This is a genomic window from Paenibacillus sp. FSL L8-0436 (assembly GCF_038593025.1).
GTDB lineage: Bacteria > Bacillota > Bacilli > Paenibacillales > Paenibacillaceae > Paenibacillus_AQ.
The window spans coordinates 4,640,273-4,654,828 of the sequence record NZ_CP151955.1 but is presented as its reverse complement, the minus strand read 5'-3'; the positions used below and the strand labels follow the sequence as shown (position 1 = coordinate 4,654,828).

General features: G+C 48.1%; 18 protein-coding genes. 15 read left to right on the top strand and 3 right to left on the bottom strand.

Features of this window, described 5'->3' with window-relative positions:
• The first annotated feature begins 1 nt into the window (after window position 1).
• The 5 genes from rbsK to rbsB are packed head-to-tail and all read left to right on the top strand — an operon-like array spanning window position 2 to window position 4,685.
• Entirely contained in the window at window positions 2–880 is an 879-nt protein-coding gene (rbsK, locus tag NSS79_RS21385) for a ribokinase (protein ID WP_342436052.1), read from the top strand.
• 2 nt (window positions 881–882) lie between these two features.
• A complete protein-coding gene (rbsD, locus tag NSS79_RS21380; protein ID WP_342436051.1) occupies window positions 883–1,278 on the top strand; it encodes a D-ribose pyranase in 396 nt (131 codons plus the stop codon).
• Between the two features lie 21 nt (window positions 1,279–1,299).
• The gene (locus NSS79_RS21375) at window positions 1,300–2,781 is read left to right on the top strand and encodes a sugar ABC transporter ATP-binding protein (RefSeq protein ID WP_342436050.1); all 1,482 of its coding nucleotides are present in this window, start codon (window positions 1,300–1,302) and stop codon (window positions 2,779–2,781) included.
• A gap of 2 nt (window positions 2,782–2,783) precedes the next feature.
• A complete protein-coding gene (rbsC, locus tag NSS79_RS21370; RefSeq protein WP_038593920.1) occupies window positions 2,784–3,752 on the top strand; it encodes a ribose ABC transporter permease RbsC in 969 nt (322 codons plus the stop codon).
• Between the two features lie 15 nt (window positions 3,753–3,767).
• On the top strand, window positions 3,768–4,685 hold the full coding sequence (gene rbsB / locus NSS79_RS21365; protein WP_342436049.1) for a ribose ABC transporter substrate-binding protein RbsB: 918 nt from the start codon (window positions 3,768–3,770) through the stop codon (window positions 4,683–4,685).
• A gap of 88 nt (window positions 4,686–4,773) precedes the next feature.
• On the opposite strand, the gene NSS79_RS21360 is transcribed toward rbsB, so the two are convergent.
• A complete protein-coding gene (locus NSS79_RS21360) occupies window positions 4,774–5,055 on the bottom strand; it encodes a hypothetical protein (RefSeq protein WP_342436048.1) in 282 nt (93 codons plus the stop codon).
• A gap of 84 nt (window positions 5,056–5,139) precedes the next feature.
• Between NSS79_RS21360 and NSS79_RS21355 the strand changes: the two genes are divergently transcribed.
• From NSS79_RS21355 to NSS79_RS21325, 7 genes are all read left to right on the top strand, one after another.
• A complete protein-coding gene (locus tag NSS79_RS21355; RefSeq protein WP_342436047.1) occupies window positions 5,140–5,472 on the top strand; it encodes a DUF2314 domain-containing protein in 333 nt (110 codons plus the stop codon).
• 114 nt (window positions 5,473–5,586) lie between these two features.
• The gene (locus NSS79_RS21350) at window positions 5,587–5,874 is read left to right on the top strand and encodes a DUF6809 family protein (protein ID WP_342436046.1); all 288 of its coding nucleotides are present in this window, start codon (window positions 5,587–5,589) and stop codon (window positions 5,872–5,874) included.
• A 234-nt stretch (window positions 5,875–6,108) separates the two neighbouring features.
• Window positions 6,109–7,329: an MFS transporter gene (locus NSS79_RS21345; protein ID WP_342436045.1), complete on the top strand. Its 1,221-nt coding sequence runs from the start codon at window positions 6,109–6,111 to the stop codon at window positions 7,327–7,329.
• Window positions 7,330–7,342: 13 nt separating this feature from the next.
• Entirely contained in the window at window positions 7,343–7,816 is a 474-nt protein-coding gene (locus tag NSS79_RS21340; RefSeq protein ID WP_342436044.1) for a DUF2691 family protein, read from the top strand.
• A gap of 46 nt (window positions 7,817–7,862) precedes the next feature.
• Complete coding sequence (locus tag NSS79_RS21335) at window positions 7,863–8,588, top strand: AAA family ATPase (protein ID WP_342436043.1); 726 nt, start codon at window positions 7,863–7,865, stop codon at window positions 8,586–8,588.
• 229 nt (window positions 8,589–8,817) lie between these two features.
• Window positions 8,818–9,855 carry an ATP-binding cassette domain-containing protein gene (locus NSS79_RS21330; protein WP_342436042.1) on the top strand — a complete coding sequence of 346 codons (1,038 nt, stop codon included), beginning with the start codon at window positions 8,818–8,820 and terminating at the stop codon, window positions 9,853–9,855.
• Window positions 9,839–10,651 (top strand): ABC transporter permease, encoded by an 813-nt coding sequence (locus NSS79_RS21325; protein WP_038593902.1) that lies wholly within the window; start codon window positions 9,839–9,841, stop codon window positions 10,649–10,651. Before NSS79_RS21330 ends, NSS79_RS21325 begins: the two co-directional genes overlap by 17 nt.
• An 82-nt stretch (window positions 10,652–10,733) precedes the next feature.
• Here NSS79_RS21325 and NSS79_RS21320 read toward each other — a convergent pair whose 3' ends face one another.
• Together NSS79_RS21320 and NSS79_RS21315 are read right to left on the bottom strand one after the other, a co-directional pair.
• Complete coding sequence (locus NSS79_RS21320; RefSeq protein WP_342436041.1) at window positions 10,734–11,183, bottom strand: pyridoxamine 5'-phosphate oxidase family protein; 450 nt, start codon at window positions 11,181–11,183, stop codon at window positions 10,734–10,736.
• 19 nt (window positions 11,184–11,202) lie between these two features.
• Window positions 11,203–11,559 (bottom strand): MarR family transcriptional regulator, encoded by a 357-nt coding sequence (locus NSS79_RS21315; RefSeq protein WP_342436040.1) that lies wholly within the window; start codon window positions 11,557–11,559, stop codon window positions 11,203–11,205.
• Between the two features lie 197 nt (window positions 11,560–11,756).
• Between NSS79_RS21315 and NSS79_RS21310 the strand changes: the two genes are divergently transcribed.
• The 3 genes from NSS79_RS21310 (at window position 11,757) to NSS79_RS21300 (ending at window position 14,528) form a co-directional block, all read left to right on the top strand.
• Window positions 11,757–12,482 carry a LytTR family DNA-binding domain-containing protein gene (locus NSS79_RS21310; protein WP_341379035.1) on the top strand — a complete coding sequence of 242 codons (726 nt, stop codon included), beginning with the start codon at window positions 11,757–11,759 and terminating at the stop codon, window positions 12,480–12,482.
• Entirely contained in the window at window positions 12,483–13,808 is a 1,326-nt protein-coding gene (locus tag NSS79_RS21305) for a GHKL domain-containing protein (RefSeq protein WP_342436039.1), read from the top strand.
• Window positions 13,809–13,919: 111 nt separating this feature from the next.
• Window positions 13,920–14,528: a CPBP family intramembrane glutamic endopeptidase gene (locus NSS79_RS21300; RefSeq protein WP_342436038.1), complete on the top strand. Its 609-nt coding sequence runs from the start codon at window positions 13,920–13,922 to the stop codon at window positions 14,526–14,528.
• Window positions 14,529–14,556: the final 28 nt, after the last annotated feature.

Genomic DNA, 14,556 nt, shown 5'->3' with positions numbered 1-14,556 from the left:
TATGGCTAAAATTTGTGTAATTGGAAGCTGTTCCATGGACTTGGTGGTAACCGCTTCCAAACGGCCTCAAGTTGGTGAAACGGTTCTAGGAGACCGCTTCACCACCGTTCCGGGAGGCAAAGGTGCGAACCAAGCGGTTGCCGCCGCACGGCTGGGTGCTGAGGTAACGATGATCGGCTGTATCGGGGACGATTTTTACGGCAAAGCGATCATGGACAATTTTAAAAGAAATGGCGTTATTACCACTAATGTGGAACCGGTTACACATACAGAGAGCGGAACAGCCCACATCGTTTTAGCTGAGGGGGACAACAGCATTATCGTGGTCAAAGGCGCCAATGATCACGTCACACCTGCTCTGGTCGAACGGGCACTGGATGCCATCCGAAGCGCCGATATGGTCCTGGTGCAGCAGGAAATTCCGGAGGAAACGGTATCGTATGTTAGCAGCCTCTGCCAGAGAATCAATGTACCCTTGCTGCTCAATCCAGCGCCTGCCCGTCTGCTTAGTGAAGCGGTGATCGAAAAGGCTGCTTATCTGACGCCGAATGAACACGAATGCTCCATTTTATTCAGCGGGATGGATAAAGCAGAAGCTTTACGGAAGTTTCCGGGCAAGCTATTCATAACGGAGGGCAGTAGCGGCGTGCGGTATTACGATGGAGAGCGCGAGGTGCTGGTACCCACTTATCAAGTGGAGGCTATAGATACAACTGGAGCGGGAGATACGTTCAACGCCGCATTTGCCGTGGCTCTGGCCGAAGGCAGCTCCATCCCGGACAGCGTGAAGTTCGCGAATCGTGCAGCGTCTTTATCCGTAACAAAATTCGGCGCTCAAGGCGGCATGCCCATGAGAGCTGAAGTCGAGGAGAGTCTTTAATTATGAAGAAACATGGAATATTGAACAGTCATATTTCCAAAATACTGGCCGACCTGGGCCATACCGACATGATTGTCATTGCAGATATCGGATTGCCGGTTCCGGCGGGCGTTCTCAAGATTGACCTGGCGCTTAAACTGGGCGTCCCCGGCTTTCAAGAGGTCGTCGATGTCATTGCGGAGGATATGGTGATCGAAAAGGTGATTGTGGCCGAGGAACTGGCCGTGAATAATCATGCAACCTCGCAATATGTGAATGATAAATTCAGGGGAACGCCGATAGAGGCGCTTACCCATGAGCAATTCAAGCAGTTGACCCAGAAGGCCAAGGTGATTGTTCGCACGGGTGAAGCGAAGCCTTACGCGAACTGCATCCTGCAAGCCGGCGTCTATTTTTGATATGGAGGAGGTTCGAGGGATATGCGCATTGCAATGAAAGACATTTATAAGTCCTTTGGCACCAACCCGGTTCTTGCGGGGGTAGATTTTGAGCTGCTGGATGGGGAGATTCATGCCCTGATGGGGGAGAATGGCGCCGGCAAATCCACACTGATGAACATTCTGATTGGTCTTCATCAGCGGGATCAGGGAACGATTCACATTGATGGGCGGGAAACCTATTTTGCCAACCCCAGAGAAGCAGAGCGAAGCGGGATCGCCTTTATCCACCAGGAGCTGAATGTATGGCCGGATATGACGGTTCTGGAGAACCTGTTTATCGGGAAGGAAAAAATCTCTTCACTTGGGCTATTGAATATGAAAGAAATGAAAGCGTTAGCAAACGAGCAGTTCCGCAAGCTCTCCGTGACGATTCCACTGAACCAGGAGGCTGGAGAATGTTCCGTCGGGGAGAAACAGATGATCGAGATTGCCAAGGCGCTCATGACCCATGCCAAGGTTATCGTGATGGACGAACCCACCGCTGCACTGACCGAGCGGGAAATTCAGAAATTATTCGAAGTCATTGCCTCCCTCAAAAAAGAAGGTGTCTCCATCGTCTATATTTCGCACCGGATGGAGGAGATCTTTACGATATGCGACCGGATCACCGTCATGCGGGATGGGAAAACCATAGATACCCAAGCCATTCCGGACACTGATTTTGACGATGTGGTTCGGAAAATGGTCGGGCGTCAATTAACGGACCGTTTCCCTCAGCGCGTCTTCCAGCCCGGAGAAGTGGTGCTTGAAGTGAAGAATGCTAGCAAAACGGGAAAATTTAAAGACGTTAACTTCTCGGTGCGGGCCGGTGAAATTATTGGATTCTCCGGATTGATGGGATCGGGCCGGACGGAAATCATGAGAGCGTTGTTCGGACTGGATACTCTGGACAGCGGTGAGGTGAAGATTCGGGGAAAGCAAGTGGCAATCCGCAATCCCCATGATGCGATGCAAGCGGGTATCGGCTTCGTTACGGAGGACCGGAAGGATGAGGGCCTGATTCTTGATTTTTCCATTCGGGACAATATGGCAATGACGAATTTATCCAGCTTCGCCCCCAAGGGTGTAATCATAGACAAGAAGGAAAAAGATTTCGCGGACCTGCTCATTCAGCGTCTTCAGATCAAGACAGAGTCCTCATCTACGCTGGCGCGTCAGCTCTCAGGAGGCAATCAGCAGAAAGTGGTCATCGCCAAATGGATTGGTATCGGCCTCAGCGTGCTGATTCTGGATGAACCCACACGCGGCGTCGATGTGGGAGCGAAGCGCGAAATCTATCAGCTCATGAATGAGTTAACTGAACGCGGCGTTGCGATCCTTATGGTCTCCTCTGAACTGCCAGAGATTCTGGGGATGAGTGACCGCATAATAGTGGTCCATGAAGGGAAGATCGGCGGAGAACTCTCTCGGCAGGAAGCTACGCAGGAAAGCATTATGACATTAGCCACAGGGGGGCAATAGAGATGACAACAATTACGGATGGCAAAGAAAAGAAGAGTTTGCGGGTGGGGCAGATTACACAGAAGTTGGGTCCGCTGTTGGGGTTATTTATTCTTGTTCTCATCGTGTCCATGCTGAACCCGAGCTTTCTGGAGCCGCTTAATATTCTGAATTTGCTGCGGCAAGTCGCGATCAACGCGCTGATCGCCTTTGGCATGACCTTTGTCATTTTGACAGGCGGAATTGACTTATCGGTGGGTTCCGTTCTCGCGCTCTCCAGTGCCTTCATGGCCAACTTGCTGTTGGCGGGCTGGAATCCGATACTGGCGATTATCGGCGGCTGTGTGTTGGGTGGAGTGATCGGGATGGTCAACGGCTTAATGATTACCAAGGGTAAAATGGCACCGTTCATCGCTACCTTGGCGACTATGACGATCTTCCGGGGATTAACGCTAGTCTATACGGATGGCAACCCGATTACGGGCCTTGGAGACAGCATGACGTTCCAATTGTTTGGCCGCGGGTACTTCTTGGGCATTCCCGTTCCCGCTGTGACGATGATTATCGTGTTCGCTCTGTTGTGGGTCGTACTGCACAAAACGCCGTTCGGCCGCAAAACCTACGCCATCGGCGGCAATGAGAAAGCTTCAATAATTTCCGGGATTAAGGTAGACCGCATCAAAATTATGATTTATTCACTGGTAGGTATGCTGTCGGCATTGGCCGGGGCCATTCTGACTTCCCGGTTGAATTCGGCCCAGCCAACGGCGGGAACTTCCTATGAGCTGGATGCTATCGCGGCCGTTGTACTGGGAGGCACCAGCTTGACCGGGGGCCGCGGACGTATTGTGGGTACCTTAATCGGTGCGCTCATTATTGGAATTCTGAATAACGGGCTGAATCTGCTGGGCGTTTCTTCTTTCTACCAAATGGTGGTCAAAGGGATTGTCATTGCGATAGCCGTACTGATTGACCGCAAGAAAGCCGCATAAAAGGGGGATCATATTATGAAAAAAATCACTTTAGTCCTGACGTCCATACTGCTGCTGCTAATGACCGGCTGCTCCCTGGAGCCACCGGAATGGGCCAAGCCCAATAATGAAGGCAACGGTCTAAATTTGAAAATCGGCTTATCTCTCTCAACCCTGAACAATCCCTTCTTCGTGGCCCTCAAAGACGGCGTAACGGCGGAGGCGAATAAGCAAGGGGTGGAGATCCTGGTTATCGACGCGCAGAATGACTCCGCCAAGCAGAACAATGATGTGGAGGATCTGATACAAAAAGGGGTAGACGCGTTGCTGATCAACCCTGTGGATTCATCGGCAATCTCGACGGCGGTCCAGTCGGCGAACAGTCTGGATATCCCCGTCATTACACTGGACCGCTCGGCGGATAAAGGAGATGTCAAAGCGCTGGTCGCTTCGGACAACATCAAAGGCGGTTCCATGGCGGCTGAATATATCGTCCAGAAGCTGGGTAAAGGCGCGAAGGTCATCGAGCTGGAAGGATCGCCGGGAGCATCAGCCACCCGTGAACGGGGTAAGGGATTCCATGAAATCGCGGATACCCAGCTTGAGGTTCTTGCAAAGCAAACCGCCGATTTCGACCGCACCAAAGGATTGACGGTCATGGAGAACCTGATCGAAGGAAATCCGGGCGTGCAGGCAGTCTTCGCACACAATGACGAGATGGCTCTAGGGGCGATTGAAGCGATCCAGAGCTCGGGTAAAAACATCCCCGTAATCGGGTTCGACGGCAACAAAGATGCGCTTGATTCCATCGAGGCGGGCAAACTGACCGGAACCATCGCCCAGCAGCCCGAATTAATCGGCCAGTTGGCCGTTCAAGCTGCAAAGGATGTGCTGGACGGGCAAACCGTGAAGCCGATGATTCCCGCACCGCTGAAGCTGATCGTGAAAGAGTAATAGAAGACAAGGCATATTCTGCTTCAACCCATACAAAGCCCGCGTGATTCAGGAATTCCTGCATCACCGGGCTTTTTTTAGCCCTATATTATTCCATTGAAACAATATGCATATCAATCCAGTCATTTGAATTAGAACTCAATATACTTTTTGCTGCCTCATCAAAAGTCAAATCAGCATCATTCGTGTAAACAACCCATTTACTCGACTTTTCAGCATTTGGCATTGTGCCACTTAACTCAAGACTATATGTATATTCTTTTCCATTTGCATCTACATATTTAGTGGGACTATTTTTTGCACAAGCTGACAAAGAGATAAGTAAAATTGCGAGAATCAATACAACTGAAATGTTTTTTTTTATATTCATTACCTCCGTAATAGCATTTATTTGGTTAATTATACCATAATCACAAAGGCAGCCCTGAAATTTGTACTTCAGGAGGAATGTTGAATGGAATGGACCCTAGAAGATGTGGAAGAGCCGAGCCGATTATACTCGGAATCCTTCTTTATTCCCCCGGAACAAGAGAGAAAGGCGCAGGACAAGGGAAGGAAGGTCAGGCTGCATTTTAGATTGACAAATCCGGTAGAAGGCGACCCGCGGGCAGAGCGGATGTGGGTAGAGATCACCGGCTATGATCTGGCAGCCCAGCAATATACGGGTGTGTTGATCAATGCTCCGACGAGTCTGAAGACACTTCAAGCGGGTGATGTCGTGGAATTTATTTCTCGCGGAAACGGATCTCGTCTTTGGTTAATTACGACATCTGTTTCTTTTTGGTAGCATAACTTAGTGATTATACCGCTAAAATGCATTGTGCAATGGTCAGATGAAGTACTATACAGCTGAGAACTTTTATTCTCGGCTTTTTCATCTGCAATTCATAGGAGGAAAATCATGAGCAGTGTATTGGAAAGTCTGTTCTATGGAAACATCCGACCTGACGAATGTATACACCCAACAAGTCCTGAATACCGTGATTTGAACCGGAAAATTACTGCATCAATAGAAGCCTATCAAAAGAAACTCACGATGGAAGAATTCGATGCTTTGGAGGAATTAATAGATTTGCTGGGTCAAACTACATCCATTTATGCTGCTTCGTCATACACGCAAGGTTTCCGGCTGGGTGTCTTGATGATGCTTGAGGTGTTGGGTGGTGAGGATAGATCGAATTCTTCGTAAAAGAACAATTGAAACTGGCTCATGGAGGATAGGCGATGTTATAATAAACCTAATTTTTCAGGAGGTGCTCCTTGTGACCCATTCCATACGTTTACGGTAATTGGAGGTGCAAGACTGGTGAACTCGCCCATTTTTTGAGACAAGGGAATGAGTTTATTTGTTATGCGCCTGTTTCAGTCTGCCTATGCTAATGGAATGAGTTTATTTGAGTTTTCAATCAAAGGAGATGACCTTATGCAAAAACAATGGAAAAAAACATTCGCGCTTATTTTTAGCGGACAGATATTCTCTATACTCACGAGTTCGATGGTTCAATTCGCAGTGATCTGGCATTTGACGGAATCGACAGGTTCAGCCGCAGTTTTGATGATTGCCGGATTGGCTGCATTCTTGCCGCAAGCTGTCCTGGGTCCCTTCGTAGGGGTCTGGCTGGACCGCTGGAACCGTAAATTAACGATGATTATTGCGGATAGCGCAATTGCGCTCTTCAGTCTGATCTTAGGGTTCTATTTCATGTTGGGGGAGCCGGGACTCGGCTTCGTCTATATCATTCTGAGCTTGCGTTCGGCGGCTTCGGCCTTTCATGCCCCGGCGTTCCAGGCGGCCGTTCCGTTGATTGCACCGGAAGAGGAGCTGACAAGAGTCGCGGGTTGGCAGCAGATGGTCTTCTCTTTCTCGAATGTAATGGGTCCAGCGCTTGGGATAGCAGTATATTCGGCGACTTCGCTTGGGGCGGTATTGCTCCTGGATGTGGCCGGGGCGCTGATTGCGAATCTAATGCTGTTCCTGGTGAAGATTCATCAGCCCAAAGCGCAGATAACAGTTTCACCCTCCTTTATCCATGAATTCCGGCTGGGCTGGAGCGCACTCATTCAAGCAAAACCTATTGTGTTGATTACAGGGGCTACAGCAGTGTTCAGTATCGCGTTTATGCCGCTGGCGACTTTATTTCCTTATATGACGTTGTCTCATTTTGGCCGTGGGGGCTATAGTGCCAGCTTGGTGGAAGCGGTGTTCAGCATCGGGATGATTTTGGGAGGATTGCTTCTGTCGGTGTTCTCATCCAAATGGAGTGATATTAGCTATATGAGCCTGGGTCTGCTGGTCATCGGCCTGACCTGTGTAATCAGCGGCTTGATTGGTCCGGATGCTTTTGTGATCTTTGCGGTTCTCTCGTTCTTCATGGGCAGTGCCGCACCCTTCTTCAATGGCCCCTTCATGGCGATGATTCAGCGTTCATTCGAGCCGGAGATGCTGGGACGCGTCATTTCACTCGTGACCAGTATTATGATGCTGTCTTCACCGATTGGACTTCTGGTGGCAGGACCCGTGGTGGATGAATACGGCGTGCAGCTATGGTTCCTCGGTTCAGGAATAGTTGTGATGCTGACTGCTCTGTTTATCTTCATTCAGTTTCGGCGGCTGGCGTCCCGGCAGCGCACAGAGACGATATAGGTGGTGAATTTGTATGGAAAAGCGGATAAGAGGAATCACGTTTGAAATTCCAAATGAGTATGGAAAGTGGCTATACCATATTCTAAGGCCACTGGATTGCACGAAATATAACTGGCTTATTGGACCTGGCGAAGAATATAAATCCGTAGATCACGAGTTAGTTTCCTTGTTTCCACCTGGCCAGGATAGAGTTGACGGTGAGGTGCTGATGGGATTCATTGATACTGAGGAAGCGCAATATATCATTCATCTTGATCTGAAGGCCTATTCTTCAGTTGTGGCTTCGCAACTAAAAACCTATGAAGATTATTTGGCAAGCGATTGTGAACTTGTCCTGCTTATTGTTGACTGTATATATACGACTATTTATTGTAAAGATTCAGAAACCTTGGACAAATTAGCGGCTAATGCAGAGGCACTCCATGTCCGTTCTTTAAACTACATTACCGACGCGAACGATCATAGAACAGGCTTGGGTGTATGGTAAGTACAACGATGGAACAATTGCAGAAAAATGGTGGGGAGAGGGTACCTTGTTCTTGCGCAGTCTTGAAATTCTGAGGAAACATGAAATGGACCATAGCCGTTATCCGTTTTCCATTACAGCTTTAAAGAACCTCATCACCATCGAATTCAAATCAAACGTTGCCTTCTTTGTGGGAGAGAACGGATCGGGCAAATCAACCCTTCTGGAGGCCATGGCCTATCAATGCGGGTTTAATACAGCAGGAGGCAGCAAGAACAACCTCTACGAGGTGGATGCTTCCCACTCTGCTCTGGGAGAACATATTCGCTTATCATGGCTGCCCAAAGTTACGAACGGCTTTTTTCTCAGGGCAGAGACCTTTTATCACTTTGCCTCTCATCTGGATACTATGCCTCAGAGCTTGCAGTATTATGGCGGGCGTTCGTTGCACGAGCAATCCCATGGTGAGGCGTTTCTGGCACTCTTTAATCATCGTTTCGGCAAAAAGGCGATCTATTTACTCGACGAACCGGAGGCGGCTCTTTCGCCAGCACGGCAATTGGCCTTACTCCGTATTATTAAGGATCTGGAACATGAAGCCCAGTTCATCATAGCTACACATTCGCCGATTCTTCTCGGTTATCCGGATGCCCAGATTCTGAATTTCGATGAAGATCCGGTTGGGGAAATTCGTTATGAAGATACGATGCATTACATGATCACAAGACGGTTTCTCGAAAATAGAAAGAGTGTGCTGCGTGAGCTGTTCAGCGATTCGGATGAAAATGACTAGGATTGCAACTTCCTTGAAAAAAAGTGATTATGGGCCGGTCCGAGAGGATCGGCTTTTTTGGTTTATCCATCCCGAGGCCGAGATTTAAATCATCTCACAGACCGTTAAGATCCTAGCAGGTGCGGGATTATAATAAAGCAGCACCGAGGAAATACATAGCAGGTTTATATTCAGTTTAAATAAGGGGCTTACCATCCTTATATATTCAGTTGTTTAGGAGGAATTACAAATGAATCAATCAACGAAAACGACACCACACCACGGCGATTGGGCCATTGAAGCGCAGGGGCTTGTCAAAGTCTTTGGAGACAACCGGGCGGTGGACGGTGTGGATCTGAAAGTGGGAACCGGTTCGATCTACGGTGTGCTGGGTCCGAATGGAGCGGGGAAGACCACAGCCATCCGAATGCTGGCGACCTTACTAAGACCGGATGCAGGTTCGGCGCGGATCTTCGGACATGATGTGGTAAAGGAACCGCAGATTGTGCGTCAGCTGATCGGGGTGACCGGCCAGTACGCTTCAGTCGATGAGTCGCTCAGTGCGACAGAGAATTTGGTTATATTCTCCCGCTTGCTCGGACTGGGACGTGCCGAGGCACGTCATAAGGCAGCAGAGTTGCTGGAGGAATTCGGACTCACCGAAGCGGCGAAACGTCCGCTCAAAAATTTCTCCGGCGGTATGCGCCGGAGGCTGGATTTGGCCGCAAGTCTGATTGCGCAGCCACCGCTCATTTTCCTGGATGAACCCACGACCGGTTTGGACCCGCGTACGCGCAACCAAATGTGGGATACGATCCGGCGGCTGGTGAAGTCGGGTTCAACCGTATTGCTAACCACGCAATACCTTGAAGAGGCTGATCAACTGGCCGACCGGATCGCGGTTATCGATCATGGCCGTGTGGTTGCCGAGGGTACCGTAGATGAACTGAAATCCTCTGTCGGAAGCTCGTCGCTGCATTTAAAGGTACAGAATCCGCAAGATCTCACGAATGCCCGCCGGCTTGTGCAACAGGTGCTTCAGGTACCGTCCAGTCTTTCGGCGGAAGTGGCGAAAATCACTGCACCTATGGGCAACGCCGACCGGGTTACCGATCTGTTGATCGCGCTGCGCGAAGCAGGTATCCCGCTAGCCGAATTAAGTGTGCAGAAACCAACGCTGGATGAGGTATTTCTGACGCTCACGGGCCATGGTGTACAGGAGGACGCGGTTCAGGCGTCCGGCAAATCGAATAAAGTGGAGGAACAACAGTATGAGTACAATCATTAAACCGGGTGCCGAACGAAAGCTGAAAAATCATTCGAGCTTTAGCCAATCGGTGCGCAATTCACTCACAATGGCCTATCGGGGGTTGCTGAAAATCAAGCGTACACCCGAGCAGTTGTTTGATGTCACGTTTCAGCCTATCATTTTCACGCTGATGTTCACTTATATCTTTGGCGGTGCGATCTCTGGAGATGTGCATAATTATTTGCCGGTCATCATCCCCGGTATTCTCGTACAGACCGTTATTACGACTTCCATCGTTACAGGCGTTCAGCTCAGGGAGGATATGGAAAAGGGAGTGTTTGACCGGTTCAAGTCACTGCCGATCTCGCGGATTGCCCCGCTCGCAGGAGCTTTGCTTGCCGACACTGTCCGGTACACCATAGCGACTGTGCTTACTTTTGTCATGGGATATCTTCTGGGCTTTCGTCCCGAAGGCGGGATCGGGCATGTAGCAATTGCAGCGCTCCTCGTGATCGGATGTTCCTGGGCGATTAGCTGGATTTTCGCCTTCTTCGGCGTAATAGCACGCACGGCTTCCAGTGTGCAGGGGATATCCATGATTGTGCTGTTCCCGCTCACCTTTCTTTCCAATGCTTTTGTGCCGGTCAATACCATGCCGGACTGGCTCCAGTGGTTCGTGAATATTAACCCGATTTCTCATCTGGTAACAGCCGTCCGGGAGCTGGTCAACTCGGGGACGATGGGCACAGATCTTGTCTTCTCCCTCGTCGGAGCGGCTGTAATCGTAGCGATCTTCGCTCCCATCACCGTGCGTGCATATATGCGTCGTACGTAACCTTTAAATAGAAAAAGAACTAATAATTAGGCATGAGTTGCCCGATACGGAATGGTTTCGTAACTTTCGTACCGGGCACGGCTTATAAGGCATGACGATAATATTCCTGCAATTCCTCTACGCTGAACAAATGCTTCTGCAGCCCATGATAATAGTTCCCTTTCTCTGCCGTAAAACACAGCATGCAATAATCCGGATCAGTTGGCCCAAGCGGATAATATTGTTCGTCGCCTTCTTTCCAGAAGTTCTGCTTCGTTTCATCATCAAGAAATACCTTCATATGCCCTGTAAGCATCAATCCGTGAAAGTCCTCGGCGTCGAGAAAATAAATGCAAGATTTGGAGTTGTGCATCCATTGGCTGGTGCGGATTGCAGACGTGTTTGTCGAGAACCAGAAGGCCTTTAGGCCTTCATGTTTGATCTTGAACATGTTTTTGGCGTTTGGAAATCCGTCACTGTCAATTGAACATGCAATGGCATCACGGCTATTTTCAATTAATTTGAGGATAGCGTCTTTAGTTTGCTGCTCCATTTCGGGTTCCTCCAATTCATTATTTCAAATTATCAACAATTCTGCTCAGCATTTTCTCGAATGCAGTAACCTCCGATTCTGTGAATCCCTGATAGAACAAAGTATTCATTTGTTCAGATACGAGATCGTAAGCCTCACGGTATGCTTTGGCCTGTTCAGTAATCGTTATGAAAGTTTGCCTGCGGTTATGGGTGTCTGGAATTCGTACAATAAGCCCCCCTTCTTCCATTCTGTCAAGCATGCTGGTCAAAGAAGTATTTGCAAGCGAGGTAAGCCGGCCAATCTCGGAAATCGTAAGCCTCTCGTGTTCCCACAGCACATACAAAATCCTTCCTTGTGCGCCGTTAAACGCATCCACACCGCTTTCTTTTAACATTTTTTCAAAAACTCTGCCCTGGAGCTGTTTGATCTGAGAGATCAAGAAACCACCTGATGTTTTCGTGTGGACCACCTTCCTCCTGTACAGGATATTCCTATATAGGAATGTTATCTGCGCTTTTTATCACACTTGATCTTCATATTTTTCCATTTGATAATATGATAGAATACGTTTCACTTGGAGGGATACATATTATGAATCTTCACATTGCTATTTGTGACGACCAGAGGACAGAGGCCTCAAGATTGGAAGAATTGCTAATGAAGCTGCTGATGAACCTGCAGGGGATAACTGGCACCATTGAGATTTTTGAATCAGGTGAATCCTTGCTTACGGCCATGAGCTCTACTGCTTACGATATTGTTTATCTGGATATGGAGATGCCCGGGTATAACGGCATAGAAGTCGCAGAGAAGATCCGGCTAGAAGATGCAGGCGTGTTAATCATCTATGTCACCAGTCACACCAGTTATATGAGAAGAAGCTTTGAGGTTCATCCGTTCCGTTATTTGCTGAAACCCATTGATGAACATGAACTGCAGGCCGCGACAGTCAAGGCCGTCCAGCAATGCATGCAAAGAAGCAATGTGCTGTCATTCTCAATCCATCATATGGACTATAATTTAAAAGTAGATGACATTATGTATATCACGGTAGAACGGGGAAAAAAATTGGTCCTGTGTACTGAAAACGCTACTTATTCATATTACGGCAAATTGGGGGAGTTGGAGGGACGGCTCTGGCCGCATGATTTTTGTCGCGTACATACGGGATACCTTGTGAATTGGCTGTATGTCCGTTCTTTAAGTAAAGAGCTTATTCAATTGAAGAACGGAGTGGAACTTCCTGTCAGCCGCAGTAGAAGCTCTGATTCTTTACGCTCGTACCATGCCTTTATAGAAAAGAGGCTTCTTAGATAGATGTCCTTCATTCAGGAGAATAGTCCCTACTTTTTGCTCGGTGTGTTTATGCTCATCCTTATTTATGCTCCGCAGGGGTTTGCATTCTATATTTTTCTAAAAAAATTTCTAATCCTGAACAGGAGCAAGAAGTCATTCGTAGGCTGCCTTATTCTCGTTTATATGGTTAAATCACTTACCGCAGTCAGCTTGCCGCCGGTTGTTTCGGTTGTCCTTCACCTCCTAGTATATAGTTTGATTACGACCGTTTATTTTCGCGGCAGTGTGCTGCAAAAGCTGTTCTTCAGCAGTTTCTATACAGTATTTACAGTTGTTATTGAAATGCTGGTGTGGTACGGGGTTCAGTATATCCCGCTCGATCCCGAGCGAATGGATAACGCCAATTTCTTATGGCTGTCTTTCAGTTTCATCGTTGTTATTTTGCTAAGCATCATGTTATGTCTGCTATTGTTGCGGTTATTCCAAGTTGACAACACAACGTTACTGTCGAATCAGGATTGGGCTGTGCTGAATCTGGTTTCGGCCGGCTCTTTGCTCATTATTATTGTGAATATAAGGGGGAATGGGTTCAAGCCTTCCAATATCCCGCTTGAATTTGTGATCATCCTGTTAGGTATTCTTGTCATTAACATTGCTGTAATGTTTATGTACCATAAGTTAATGAAACGGATGCAGGTAGAATTCCATAATCATGTGCTGGAGCAGCAAGTGACGGAATACACAGGTAAACTAAAAGAGAATCAAGAAGCAAAGCGCTTGCGGCATGATCTGAATCATGTTCTGCTCCTCATTCATTCTCTGCTGGAAGCAGGAGCTGTACAAGAAGCCAGCGCTTATGTTGCGGAGGTTGCTTTGAAGCATAGGCCGGGAGAAAAATCTATCTCTTCTGGAAACATAGCTATTGATGCGATCTATAACGAGAAGATCGCTATAGCCGAACTGAATAAGGTTGCAATGCAACCTCATTTTCGCATTCCTCAGGACTTGTCGCTTGCAGGCAAAGAGGGGAATATTGCGATAATCCTTGGCAATTCCCTCGACAATGCGATTGAAGGAGTTCAGAGATTACCCCAGCCAGGGCCGTATTCAATTGAGCTGGAAGTGATTTATAATGACGAATTATTGGTGATTTCCCTGAAGAATCCCGCATCTCTGCTCACGGAGGACGGACACGGTTCCTTTTTATCCAGCAAGCGGAACTTAGGCAGCAAAGGGTTCGGAATCGAAAGTATTGAGTATGCCGTTCAGCAGCTTCAAGGAAGTGTCAGTTTTAGATATGAGGATCAGCAGTTCATGATGCTGGCGGTATTGCCAGTGCCCGGGTAGCTATCAGATGCCAATTACTCCATCAACCGGGCAAGTTACGGTCTCCTCCCGTCTCAGAGAAGCAGTCCATGATAAAGTGAGGCTGTTCTTTATTTTAAGGAGGTTATTCCGTTGACATTGTCATTGCTCATCAGTGCAGTCCTTCAGCTTATCTTGTTTACCTCTATTCCCTATGTATACTGGTTCTTTACAAGCAGAAAGACATCTTCGTTTGTAAAGTGGATTGGCTGGAAGAAACCTCAAGTGGTTTCCAGAAGGCAGTTCATCCTGTGCTTCATCCTTACAGTGACTATATTCACCAGCTTGGGAATGCTTACTACAATCTATATGCTGGATAAGGATACTTTGGCCAGCTCGCAGTTTTACGGTACAGGTCTTAAGGGTCTGATTCCGGCGTTGATCTATTCATGGATGCAGACGAGTTTGTCCGAAGAGATTCTGTTCCGCGGATTCATTGGCAAACGGCTAAGCTCGAAGTTCGGATTTGCAATTGGGAACAGTGCCCAGGCTCTATTGTTTGGCGCCGTACATGCTGTTATGTTATACAGTAGTGCCGGATTATTTCATTCTGTAGTTGTAATGATTCTTGCAGGCTTTGTGGGCTGGAGCATCGGACTGTTGGACGAGAAGTTATCTGCCGGCTCGATTATACCAGGTTGGGTCCTGCATGGGCTGACTAACCTGATCTCCTCTATTGTTATGATGTATCAATGGATGTAGAGAAGTTTACAGATCTCCTGTGGGTTAA

Bases quoted from the DNA above. Each gene is read 5' to 3' on its own strand.
- rbsK (WP_342436052.1), top strand. From the start codon at position 2: ATGGCTAAAATTTGTGTAATTGGAAGCTGTTCCATGGACTTGGTGGTA.
- rbsD (WP_342436051.1), top strand. From the start codon at position 883: ATGAAGAAACATGGAATATTGAACAGTCATATTTCCAAAATACTGGCC.
- NSS79_RS21375 (WP_342436050.1), top strand. From the start codon at position 1,300: ATGCGCATTGCAATGAAAGACATTTATAAGTCCTTTGGCACCAACCCG.
- rbsC (WP_038593920.1), top strand. From the start codon at position 2,784: ATGACAACAATTACGGATGGCAAAGAAAAGAAGAGTTTGCGGGTGGGG.
- rbsB (WP_342436049.1), top strand. From the start codon at position 3,768: ATGAAAAAAATCACTTTAGTCCTGACGTCCATACTGCTGCTGCTAATG.
- NSS79_RS21360 (WP_342436048.1), bottom strand. From the start codon at position 5,055: ATGAATATAAAAAAAAACATTTCAGTTGTATTGATTCTCGCAATTTTA.
- NSS79_RS21355 (WP_342436047.1), top strand. From the start codon at position 5,140: ATGGAATGGACCCTAGAAGATGTGGAAGAGCCGAGCCGATTATACTCG.
- NSS79_RS21350 (WP_342436046.1), top strand. From the start codon at position 5,587: ATGAGCAGTGTATTGGAAAGTCTGTTCTATGGAAACATCCGACCTGAC.
- NSS79_RS21345 (WP_342436045.1), top strand. From the start codon at position 6,109: ATGCAAAAACAATGGAAAAAAACATTCGCGCTTATTTTTAGCGGACAG.
- NSS79_RS21340 (WP_342436044.1), top strand. From the start codon at position 7,343: ATGGAAAAGCGGATAAGAGGAATCACGTTTGAAATTCCAAATGAGTAT.
- NSS79_RS21330 (WP_342436042.1), top strand. From the start codon at position 8,818: ATGAATCAATCAACGAAAACGACACCACACCACGGCGATTGGGCCATT.
- NSS79_RS21325 (WP_038593902.1), top strand. From the start codon at position 9,839: ATGAGTACAATCATTAAACCGGGTGCCGAACGAAAGCTGAAAAATCAT.
- NSS79_RS21320 (WP_342436041.1), bottom strand. From the start codon at position 11,183: ATGGAGCAGCAAACTAAAGACGCTATCCTCAAATTAATTGAAAATAGC.
- NSS79_RS21315 (WP_342436040.1), bottom strand. From the start codon at position 11,559: ATGTTAAAAGAAAGCGGTGTGGATGCGTTTAACGGCGCACAAGGAAGG.
- NSS79_RS21310 (WP_341379035.1), top strand. From the start codon at position 11,757: ATGAATCTTCACATTGCTATTTGTGACGACCAGAGGACAGAGGCCTCA.
- NSS79_RS21305 (WP_342436039.1), top strand. From the start codon at position 12,483: ATGTCCTTCATTCAGGAGAATAGTCCCTACTTTTTGCTCGGTGTGTTT.